This is a genomic window from Jatrophihabitans sp. (assembly GCF_046262535.1).
Lineage (GTDB): Bacteria > Actinomycetota > Actinomycetes > Mycobacteriales > Jatrophihabitantaceae > Jatrophihabitans.
Genome location: NZ_JBHEMO010000088.1, coordinates 1 through 10,398, shown reverse-complemented (window position 1 = coordinate 10,398; position 10,398 = coordinate 1). Strand labels below are relative to the sequence as shown.

General features: G+C 69.2%; 12 protein-coding genes. 10 read left to right on the top strand and 2 right to left on the bottom strand.

All coding sequences use genetic code 11. The features are described 5' to 3' along the window. Both zwf and ABR571_RS12895 read left to right on the top strand, forming a co-directional pair. Positions 1 to 1,506: glucose-6-phosphate dehydrogenase (gene zwf, locus ABR571_RS12900; RefSeq protein ID WP_409453613.1), on the top strand; the 1,506-nt coding region annotated here is incomplete at its 5' end. A 98-nt stretch (positions 1,507 to 1,604) separates the two neighbouring features. Continuing rightward, a complete protein-coding gene (locus tag ABR571_RS12895; RefSeq protein WP_409453614.1) occupies positions 1,605 to 1,706 on the top strand; it encodes a hypothetical protein in 102 nt (33 codons plus the stop codon). Between the two features lie 65 nt (positions 1,707 to 1,771). Here the strand turns inward: ABR571_RS12895 and ABR571_RS12890 are convergent, their stop codons facing one another. After that, positions 1,772 to 2,437 (bottom strand): TetR/AcrR family transcriptional regulator, encoded by a 666-nt coding sequence (locus tag ABR571_RS12890; RefSeq protein WP_409453612.1) that lies wholly within the window; start codon positions 2,435 to 2,437, stop codon positions 1,772 to 1,774. 48 nt (positions 2,438 to 2,485) lie between these two features. Here ABR571_RS12890 and ABR571_RS12885 point away from each other — a divergent pair, with 48 nt between their 5' ends. Together ABR571_RS12885 and ABR571_RS12880 are read left to right on the top strand one after the other, a co-directional pair. Next, positions 2,486 to 3,589 carry a phosphotransferase family protein gene (locus ABR571_RS12885; RefSeq protein WP_409453611.1) on the top strand — a complete coding sequence of 368 codons (1,104 nt, stop codon included), beginning with the start codon at positions 2,486 to 2,488 and terminating at the stop codon, positions 3,587 to 3,589. After that, on the top strand, positions 3,589 to 4,689 hold the full coding sequence (locus ABR571_RS12880) for a hypothetical protein (RefSeq protein ID WP_409453610.1): 1,101 nt from the start codon (positions 3,589 to 3,591) through the stop codon (positions 4,687 to 4,689). The genes ABR571_RS12885 and ABR571_RS12880 overlap by 1 nt, the downstream gene beginning before the upstream one ends. A 96-nt stretch (positions 4,690 to 4,785) precedes the next feature. On the opposite strand, the gene ABR571_RS12875 is transcribed toward ABR571_RS12880, so the two are convergent. Beyond that, the gene (locus ABR571_RS12875; RefSeq protein WP_409453609.1) at positions 4,786 to 5,346 is read right to left on the bottom strand and encodes a YceI family protein; all 561 of its coding nucleotides are present in this window, start codon (positions 5,344 to 5,346) and stop codon (positions 4,786 to 4,788) included. A 90-nt stretch (positions 5,347 to 5,436) separates the two neighbouring features. Here ABR571_RS12875 and ABR571_RS12870 point away from each other — a divergent pair, with 90 nt between their 5' ends. The 6 genes from ABR571_RS12870 to ABR571_RS12845 all read left to right on the top strand — a co-directional run. Beyond that, positions 5,437 to 5,940: a MarR family winged helix-turn-helix transcriptional regulator gene (locus ABR571_RS12870; RefSeq protein WP_409453608.1), complete on the top strand. Its 504-nt coding sequence runs from the start codon at positions 5,437 to 5,439 to the stop codon at positions 5,938 to 5,940. Between the two features lie 91 nt (positions 5,941 to 6,031). Then, positions 6,032 to 7,216, top strand: a complete 1,185-nt coding sequence (locus ABR571_RS12865; protein ID WP_409453607.1) for a PP2C family protein-serine/threonine phosphatase — start codon at positions 6,032 to 6,034, stop codon at positions 7,214 to 7,216. Positions 7,217 to 7,271: 55 nt separating this feature from the next. Then, the gene (locus ABR571_RS12860) at positions 7,272 to 8,831 is read left to right on the top strand and encodes a sensor histidine kinase (protein WP_409453606.1); all 1,560 of its coding nucleotides are present in this window, start codon (positions 7,272 to 7,274) and stop codon (positions 8,829 to 8,831) included. After that, positions 8,828 to 9,274 (top strand): response regulator, encoded by a 447-nt coding sequence (locus ABR571_RS12855; protein WP_409453605.1) that lies wholly within the window; start codon positions 8,828 to 8,830, stop codon positions 9,272 to 9,274. The genes ABR571_RS12860 and ABR571_RS12855 overlap by 4 nt, the downstream gene beginning before the upstream one ends. An 86-nt stretch (positions 9,275 to 9,360) precedes the next feature. Then, positions 9,361 to 9,621 (top strand): hypothetical protein, encoded by a 261-nt coding sequence (locus ABR571_RS12850; RefSeq protein ID WP_409453604.1) that lies wholly within the window; start codon positions 9,361 to 9,363, stop codon positions 9,619 to 9,621. Between the two features lie 40 nt (positions 9,622 to 9,661). Beyond that, a partial coding sequence (locus ABR571_RS12845) for an alpha/beta fold hydrolase (protein ID WP_409453603.1) occupies positions 9,662 to 10,398 on the top strand: 737 nt, incomplete at its 3' end.

Here is a 10,398-nt window from a genome sequence, read left to right as displayed (position 1 = left end):
GCGGCAGACCGCTCGAGCCCGACGCCGCCGTGCGCGTTGGTGATCTTCGGCGCGTCGGGTGACCTGACGCAGCGCAAGCTGCTCCCCGCGCTGGCGAACCTCGCCCTCGATGGTGGGTTGGCACCACAGGTCACGCTGATCGGTGTGGCCAGAACGGCGATGAGTGACGACGAGTTCAGATCGCACTGCGCCGCCGCGATAGCGGTGCACGGGCCGGAAGCGGATCACCTGATCAAGAACGCTCGGTACGTGACGGGCGGCTACGACGATCCGGCGACGTATCTGGCCCTCGAGCAGTTGCTTACCGAGTTGGACGATCGCGAGGGCACGGCCGGCAACCGGCTCTACTACTTGGCTACGCCGCCGGCGCTGTTCGGTTCGATCTCCGCGCGGCTGGGCGCCGCCGGCCTCGCGAAGTCGCCGACCGATGGTTTCGTGCGACTGGTGATCGAAAAACCGTTCGGCTGGGACGAGCAGAGCGCGCGTGATCTCTACGCGCAGATGTCGACCGTGTTCACCGAGGAACAGATCTTTCGCATCGATCACTATTTGGCCAAGGAGACCGTCCAGAACCTGTTGGCCATACGCTTCGCGAACGCGATCTTCGAACCCATCTGGAACCGGACGTGGGTCGACAACGTCCAGATCACCGTCGCGGAGGAGATCGGCGTCGGGGATCGCGGCGGCTTCTACGAGACAGCCGGCGCCATGCGCGACATCGTGCAGAATCACGTGCTGCAGGTGCTCTCGCTCTTCCTCATGGAGCCTCCGACCTCATTCCATCCGGAGGCGATCCGCGACGAGAAGCTGAAGCTGCTGCGCGCCATCCGCTCGTTCGACGACGAGCAGCGCATCGCCGAACGCACGGTGCGTGGCCAGTACGCCCGCGGCGGAAGTCGCGACCACCCGCTGCCGGGATACCGCGAGGAGCCCGGGGTTGATCCGGTGTCGGAAGTGGAGACCTTCGTCGCGCTGCGGCTGGATATCGACAACTGGCGCTGGGCCGGGGTGCCGGTGTACGTGCGCACGGGCAAGCGGCTCCCCATGCGCATCACCGAGGTCGCCATCGAGTTCCAGCGGCCGCCGCAGCTGCCCCTGTTCCCGGGCACAGCCGGCGAGCCGGACGCGCTGATCCTGCGCGTGGCGCCGGAGGAAGGGCTGAGTATCCGGTTCGGCGCGAAGGTGCCGGGTCGCACGTTCAACGTGCGCAAGGCGAGCCTGGACTTCGCCTACAACGAGGGATTCCCGAACCGCTCGGCCGAGGCCTACGAACGAGTCATCTTCGACGCGCTCGTCGGCGATCCCACGCTGTTCACCCGCGCCGACGAGGTCGGACGCTCGTGGCGCATCGTCGATCCCATCATCGACTTCTGGGCGTCGACCACAGACCCGATTCCGCTGTACCAAGCCGGCTCATGGGGTCCGCGCGAGGCGACGCAGCTGATCCAGGGCGACGGGCGGCAGTGGCGACACTCGACCGACCGAGACGCTCACCGAGACAGGTAACGCACGACCGCCGAGGCGACGGGTTCCGCCCGGCAGGCCAAGATTGCGACGATCGCCCGCAGTGACGGCAGCAAGCAGGTCACCTACAACGGCCACCCCTGTACTACTTCGCGCTGGACGCCGCGACGGGAACGACCAAAGGCCAGGGCGACAACGATTTCGGCCAAATGGTGGGTCGTTACTCCGGCCGGTACCGCTGACACCAAGACCGTTCCCGGCGCGAAGGACGACGACGACGACAAGAGCGCAAGAGCAGCAGCAGCAGTTACTGACCGGCGGTCGCCGCCGCCAGCCGGTCCGACATGCCGGCGATGAGGCAGTCGAGGGCAAAGGCGAAGTGGCTGTCGGCGTCAGGCCGCTCGGCCGGGTCGGTCAGCGGCATGAGATTGGGCAGTTCGGCCGCGCGGTGCGCCACCGCGCGGTCGAACTCGACCAGCTGCGGCTCGTCGCCGGCGGAGCGGATCAGCGCGCGCTCCCACGCCTCGCCACTGACGAGGAGGTTGACGTGCTGGACGGCGTGCATGACGTCGGCCGACGAGAACCCGGCCGCCCGTAGCGCGCCGACGAACGCGTCGATCTGTTCGAGCCGTCCGGCGGTCGCCGCTGTGGTCAGCCGCACGTAACGCAGCAGCGCGGCGTGCTCGAGCACCGCGGCGCGGAACGCCAGCGCGTAGGCGCGGACCCAGTCCGGCCACGGTGCGTCGGCGGCCGGCACCCAGTCGTCGAAGGGGGTCTCCTCGAGCACCTGGGCGGCAACAAGTTGGAGCAGCTCCTCGCGATCACGGACGTGGTGGTACAGCGCGGTGGGCGCGACGTCCAGGGCGCGGGCGACGTCGGCCATCCGGAGCTCGTCGCCGGCCGCGCGGGCCGCCCGCACGATCTGCTCACGGGTGATCCGCGGGGGACGGCCGCGCCGCCGTGCTCCGTCCACGGAACTGCCTCCCATTGACATTTACTGAATGCCTTCAATAATAGCCGGATGGCTGAGCCACCGCCGATGGAACTGCAACGGTCGAGCCGCGCGCCGGAGGTGATCCGGCCCCGGTTGCAGGAGTGGCTGCGCGGGCACCGGCCGGACGCGGTGATCAGCGGCATGCAGGGCACGTCGGCGAACGGCATGTCGAGTGACACCCTCATCTTCGAGGCGACCTGGACCGACGAGTCCGGACCGCGGGTGGAATCGCTGGTCGCCCGCGTGGCGCCCGACGCGGCCGACGTGCCGGTGTTCCCCGCCTACGACCTGACCCGGCAGTTCGACCTCATCCGGGCGGTCGGCGAGCAGACCGAGGTGCCGGTGCCGACAATGTTCTGGAACGAGCCGTCAGCTGAGCCCGTGGGTGCGCCGTTCTTCGTGATGAGCCGCGTCGAGGGCCAGGTGCCGCCCGACGTCATGCCGTACAACTTCGGGGACAACTGGCTGTTCGACGCGTCGCCCGTGCAGCAGCGCCGACTGCAGGACGCCACGGTCGACGTGCTCGTGGCGCTGCACGAGATGGCGCCGCCGCACTGGCTCGGGTTCCCGGACGGCGCCGGCGATACGCCGCTGCGGCGTCACGTCGCGCACACCCGGGCCTGGTACGACTTCGTCGCCGCCGATGGAGCGCGCTCGCCGCTGGTGGAGCAGGCGTTCGAGTGGGTTGATGCGAACTGGCCCGCTGTCGAGGGTCCACCGGTGGTCAGCTGGGGTGACTCGCGAATCGGCAACGTCCTCTATCAGGACTTCGCGCCGGCGGCGGTCCTGGACTGGGAGATGGCCGGGATCGGCCCGCGTGAACTCGACGTCGCCTGGCTGGTCCACGCGCATCGCGGATTCGAGGATCTCGCCACGCTGCTCGGCGTCAGTGGCATGCCGGACTTCCTGCGCCGCGAGGACGTGGTCGCCCGCTACGTCGCCGGCTCCGGCGTCGAGCTGCACAATCTCGACTTCTACGAGACGTACGCGGCGCTGCAGTGGGGCATCGTCTATCTGCGAACGGGCGCGAGATCGGTGCGGTTCGGCGAGCGCGAGATGCCCGACAACCCCGACGAGCTGCTCTACAACGCCGAGCCGCTGCGCCGGATGCTCGCGGGGACGTACTTCTGATGGCGCCGGTGCCGTTGGACGAATTCCCCATTCACCAGGCGCCGCTGTCGCTGGCCCACGTCGCGAGTTCCGATCGCAACTTCTACGACCGCTCGTACTTCAACGCGCACCGGCGCGACGACTCGCTGTTCTTCGTGACCGGGATGGGCACCTACCCCAACCTCGGGGTGGTGGACGCCTACGCGACCGTGCGGCAGGGCGAGCGGCAGTGGGCGGTCCGGTTCTCCGACGCGATGGGCGATGACCGGCTGCGCCAGCAGGTCGGGCCGTACCGGATCGAGGTGCTGGACCCGCTGTGGCGGCTGCGGCTCGTCTGCGACGGCGACGAGCACGGCATCGGATTCGACCTGACCTGGACGGGGTCGTTCGACGCCGTACAGGAGGCGCAGCACCAGATGCGCTTCGGTGCGCGGACGATCATCGACACGACCCGCTTCGCCCAGGTCGGCACCTGGCAGGGCGAGCTACGGGTCGACGGTGTGACGCACGCGGTCGAGGACTGGGTGGGCAGCCGCGACCGGTCGTGGGGCATCCGCCCCGTCGGCGAGCCGGAGCCGGGCGGCCGCCCGCCGGCCGAGCCGATGGCCGGGTTCTGGTGGCTCTACGTGCCGCTGCGCTTCGACGACTTCGCGGTGGTGCTCATCGCCCAGGAGCGCGTCGACGGATTCCGCACGCTGAACGACGCCGTCCGGGTGTGGGAGGACGGGCGGGTCGAGCAACTGGGTTGGCCGTCGGTCTCGATCAGCTACGCATCCGGCACGCGGCATCCGGTCGGGGCGACGATCCGGTGCACGGCGCAGGACGGCAGCCCCGTCGTCCTCGAGGTCGAGACGCTCACCTCGGTGGCGCTGAACGTCGGTGCGGGCTACTCGGGCGACCCGGACTGGAGCCACGGACAGTGGAAGGGCGAGGGCTTCGCCGAAGGCGCGGTCTATGACCTGAGCGATTCCTCGGTGGCCGGCCGGGCGCCGTACAGCGTGATCGATCACGTCGCCCGCGCGACCTGCGACGGCGCCGTCGGGTGGGGCCTGTTCGAGCACGCGTCCTTCGGCCGGCACGACCCGTCCGGCTTCGCCGACTGGTCTTCAGTCGCCCGCTGACGCAACCAGCCCCCTGACGCTGGAAGCCGGGAAAAGCAGCGGCACGCGTCAAGGGGCTGGAAAGCGACAACAGCAGTGAAGCTCGGGGAGGCGGGATTAGCCCTTGATGGCGCTGATCTCGAACTCGAGGGTGATCTTGTCACTGACCAGCACGCCGCCGGTCTCGAGCGCGGCGTTGTAGGTCACGCCGAACTCGCTGCGCACGATCTGGGTGCTGCCTTCGAAGCCGATGCGCTGGTTGCCGAACGGGTCGACCGCCGCGCCCTGGAACTCGAGCGGAATCGTGACCGGCTTGGTGACGTCCTTGATGGTCAGGTCGCCGGTGACCTCGAAGTCGTTGCCACCGACGTGGGCGATGGACGTGGACTTGAAGGTGATCGTCGGGTAGTTCTCGACGTCCAGGAAGTCGTTGGTGCGGAGGTGACCGTCGCGCTGGGCGTTGCGGGTGTCGACGCTGGCAACCTGGACGGTGACGGTCGCCGACGAATTGGCCGGGTTCGCGCCGTCGATGACGGCCGTGCCCTCGAACTCGTTGAAGGCGCCGCGGACCTTGGTCACCATCGCGTGCCGCGCGACGAAGCCGAGACGGCTGTGCGCGGGGTCGAATGTGTACGTACCGGTCAAAGTGGCGAAATCGGTGGTGGTGGGGGCGGTCATTCTGACTCCTCTGAAGTATGTGGTTGAACCGTCAACCAAGAACGTACGCGCTCAAGGATGACGTGTCAACCAGTGCCGTATGATGGCGGCATGACCGAGTCGACGATTGAGAGCCCGCGCTGGCTGGACGCGCGCGAGCAGGCAGCGTGGCGGGCCTATCTCGACATGAACGCCAAGCTCACCGCCCGCCTCAACCGCGAGATGCAGGAGCAGTCCGGGGTGTCGATCGCCGACTTCTCCGTCCTGGTCCAGCTCAGCGAGCACGTCGACGCCCGGATGCGCATCCTCGAACTCGCCCGCGCCCTCGGCTGGGAGAAGAGCCGGCTCTCCCACCAGCTGACACGCATGCAGCAGCGCGGCCTGATCGAGCGGTCCAACTGCAACGAGGACCGCCGCGGGGCGTTCGTCGTCCTGACCGACCAGGGCCGGGCGACCGTCGAGGCGGCCGCGCCGCGTCACGTCGAGTCGGTGCGCCGCTACGTCTTCGACTCGCTCACCGCCGAGCAGGTCGAGTCGCTGGGGTCCATCTCGTCCATCGTCGCGCAGCTGGTCGACGCCGCGTGTGCCGGCCGGGATCCCGAGGAGTGCGGCTGAGGCAGCTTGGCCGCCGGGAGTTCCTCGTCCGCTTGAGTACAGTCGATTCGCCCGACGCTGAGCCCACGCGTCGGCAGCCAGAAGGGCGCACGTGAGCGTGCTCGAACCTGTGGTGGGTTCGCGATCCATCGCGGGCCTGTCCATCCTTCTCGTCGAGGACGACCCCGGCGACGCAGTCCTGGTACAGGCCTGCCTGGCCGAGGCCGGCATCCCGGACGACGCCGTCCATTGGACGCGCAGTCTCGGTGATGCCATGCGAGCGCTGTCAGCCGTTCCCGCGTGCATCCTGCTCGACCTCGGCCTTCCCGACACCGACGGTTACACCGGCGTGCACGAGATGGTCGAGGCAGCGCCGGACACCGCGGTCATCGTGCTGACCGGCCGGCAGGAACGCGACGGTGTCGACGCCCTCGCCGCCGGCGCCCAGGACTACCTCGTGAAGGACACGATCACGGGCGAACTGCTCGAGCGTTCCATCCGCTACGCGATCGAGCGCAAGCGAGCCCAGCGCACCCAGCGGCAGCTGCGAGAGGTGCGGATGAGCGCCGCCGAGCAGGCACGCCTCGAGCGCGGCCTGCTGCCCACGCCGTTGCTGCGCACGCAGGCGGTCACCTGCTCGACGTACTACCAGCCCGGTCGCGACGACGCCGTCCTCGGCGGCGACTTCTTCGACGTCATCGAGACGGCCGACGGCCGCATCCGCGCGGTCATCGGTGATGTCATGGGACACGGCCCCGACGAGGCGGCACTGGGCGTCCACCTGCGCGTCGCCTGGCGCACCCTGCTGCTCGCCGGCACTCCGGACGAGCAGATCCTGCCGACGCTCGCCCGGCTGCTCGACGCCGAGCAGGACGTCCGTCCCCGCTACGTGACCGTCTGCGACCTGACGATTGCGAACGGCAGCGCGACCGTGCGGGTGGCCGGCCACCCGGCGCCGATCGTGTGCGACGACGGTCATCCCCGCTACCCCGACCTCGTCGTGGGGCCGCCGCTCGGCATTCGCCTCGGTGGTGGAGGCGCGAGCACCTGGGTCGACAACACGATCGCCATACCTGCGGGTACGTCCGTCCTGCTCTACACCGACGGCCTGCTCGACGCCTACGCAGCGGACGGCCTGTCGGCGACTCTCGGTATCACCGAACTGGTGGACGCGGTGCAGACCTGCATGCGTGCCGGCGGCCCGGCCCGAACCTGGATTTCGACGCTCGTCGGCGGTGCCCCGCGCGAATCCATCGACGACACTGCCGTCGTGGTGCTCAGCGTCGAGGGTCGGTGAGCGATTCTTGCGGAGCGAAGAACGACATCGCGTCTCCGCGCGCCGAATGCAGGTCGTGACGGGTCCGGTCCGACAGCGCCCGTGGACCCTCCGCCGACGAATCGGGCAGTCGTTCGCCGTGCTCGGCGCCCTGCTCACCCTCATGGTGACCGCGGTCGTCATCGCCGCCACCCAGTTCGTCCTCGCCGGTAACTCGGTCGTGCATCGCTGGGAGCCGGCGGTGGCGACGACGCAGCGACTGCTGACCGATCTCGTCGATCAGGAGACCGGGCTGCGCGGGTACGCCCTCAGCCCAGACCGGCCCGCCCTGATCCAGTACAACGGGTCGCGGGTGTCCGAGCAGGCGCACTCCCGCACGCTCCGTTCGCTGATCGGCTCGGACAAGAGTGTGACGCGACGGCTCGCCGCTTTCAGCGATGCCGCGCGCCAGTGGCAGGCCGACGTGGCCCAGCCCGCGATCGCCGGCATCGGCTCGGGCGATCACGCGGCCCGGCGGCTCGTCGAGGGAGCGGTCGCCGGCCATCGGTTCGCTGCCGTCCGGGCCCGGGCGGCAAGCCTGTCGGCCGCGGTCGAGGACCGAGCGGCATCGGCCCGCGATCGTCGGCGGACGGCCGGAACCGTGTTCACCGTGTTCAGCGCGCTCACCGCGCTCACCCTCGTGGTCGCCGGCGTCGGGCTGTGGCGCGGGCTGCATCGCTGGGTCCTGGAGCCGGTCGACCGGCTGGGCCGGCAGACTCGAGAGGTCGCGACCGGGGACACGTACCGGGAGATCGTGGCCGACGGGCCGGCCGAGTTCACCGCACTCGGCCGCGACGTCGAGGCGATGCGGTTGCAGATCGCGAACCAACTGGCGCGGGCCGAGGAGATCCAGGAAGAGCTGCGCGTCCGCAGCGAAGAACTGGCCCGGTCCAACGACGACCTCCAGCAGTTCGCCTACGTCGCGTCGCACGATCTGTCCGAACCGCTGCGCAAGGTTGCCAACTTCTGCCAACTGCTCGAGCGTCAGTACGGCCCGCAGCTCGACGACAAGGCACGGCAGTACATCGAGTTCGCGGTCGACGGAGCCAAGCGCATGCAGGTGTTGATCAGCGACCTGCTCGCGCTGTCCCGCGTCGGCCGGACGACCGAGGAGTTCGAGGCGGTCGACCTCGAGCGGGCCCTCGCCTCGGCGTTGACCACGCTGAGCGACCGCGTCGACGAGGCGGGCGCCCGGGTCGAGCAGTTGACCCCGTTACCGACCGTCGCGGGCGACCGATCACTGCTCACCTCGCTTCTGGAGAACCTCGTCGGCAACGCGGTGAAGTACCGGCGCGAGGACGTCCCGCCCGTCGTCCGGATCTCCGCCGTCCGAGGCGAAGAAGACGGCGTGTGGACGTTCACCGTGAGCGACAACGGGATCGGCATCGATCCCCAGTACGCCGAGCGCATCTTCGCGGTGTTCCAGAGATTGCACCTGCGCGACCGCTACGGCGGGACGGGCATCGGGCTCGCGCTGTGCCGCAAGATCGTCGAGTTCCACGGCGGGCGGATATGGCTCGACACCGTAGAGTCCTCCACAGGGGCAAACTTCACATTCACCATCCCCGGAAGGCGCAATTCTTGCCGAATCACGTGACTGATCCCCCCCGCGGGCCGCTCGGCGTGCTCCTCGTCGAAGACGACCCCGGCGACGTGATGATCGCCGAGGAGGCGTTGAAGGCCAGCCGGTTGAAGTCCAAGCTCACCGTCGTGCCCGACGGGGTCGAGGCGCTGAAGTACCTGCGGCGCGAAGGGACCTATGCCGACGTCGAGCGCCCGGACCTGATCCTGCTCGATCTCAACCTGCCGAAGATGACCGGCCACGAGGTCCTGGCCGAGGTCAAGACCGACCCGACGCTGCGCAAGATCCCGATCGTCGTGCTGACGACGTCGGGTGCGAGCGAGGACGTCGTCCGCAGCTACGACTTGCACGCGAACGTCTTCGTGACCAAACCGGTCGACTTCGACCATTTCACCGCGGTCATCAAGCAGATCGACGATTTCTTCCTCACCGTCGCGCAGCTGCCACCCCCCAACTGACGGGCCTTGCGAGGCGCTGGCTGAGCGTCCTGCACTGTTCATGCATGCATCGTTAGACGGCCAGATGCGCAGGGAACAGTGGCTCCATGACAGCGCGCATTGGGACGATGTCGATCGACGGCACGCCCATTTCCCAAGCAGATCTGGCCCGCATCGAGGCCGAGGAGAAGCTGCACACCGAGCAGCAGCGCAAGGCCGTGAAGGTCGTCGCCGGAGCCTCCCTCGACGCCGACGACTGCCGGACCCTGCTTTCGATCCTCGGCCTCGACCGGGAGGTCGTCGCGTCCGCTCGCGGACAGGTGCGTCCGGCGGCCAAGCGCCCTCGAAAGCGTCGCGCCGCTGCCTGACTCCGCTCTGCGGTCGGCCACTGACGTAGCGTCTTCGTCCGTGGCCGAGGACTTCGCGCGCAACACCGTGCTCGCCGGCGGGCATGCCATCGCCTACCGGGAGGCCGGTCCGCCCGACGGTCCGGCCGTCGTCCTGCTGCACGGTCTCGCCTCCGATGCCGACACGTGGGACAAGGCGATCGGTCCCCTCGCCGGACACGGGCTACGTGTCCTGGCCGTCGACCTCATCGGCCACGGCGAATCGGACAAGCCGACGAGTGACTACCTGCTCAGCGACTTCGCGCAGTCGCTGGGCGAGTTCCTGGACGCACTGCAGCTCTCGTCCGCCACATTGTGTGGCCATTCCTTCGGCGGGGCCATCGCCATGTTCTTCGGAACCCGGCACCCGGAGCGGGTGGAACGGGTCGTTCTCGTGTCTGCGGGGGGACTGGGCCGCGAGGTCCATCCCGTCCTGCGCGCCGCTGCTCTGCCGGTGGCGCCGGTCGTGCTACGGGTCGCGACGCGTCCCTGGCTGCGGCGTCTCTACGCGCGTCCGGGCCTGCATCGGGCGCTGCGGCTGACCCCCGACAACGTGACGAACCTGCGCCGGGCCGCCCGCGCGCTGGGCACCGAGGCCGGGCAGGCGTCGTTCTTCGCTGCGCTGCGCGGCGTGATCGCGCCGTCCGGTCAGCGGACGGCCTCCGAGGAGATGCGGGCCTTCGCCGAGACCGTCCCGATGCTGCTGATCTGGAACGAGGGCGATCCGGTGATCCCCCTGGCTCACGCCCGGGCGCACAC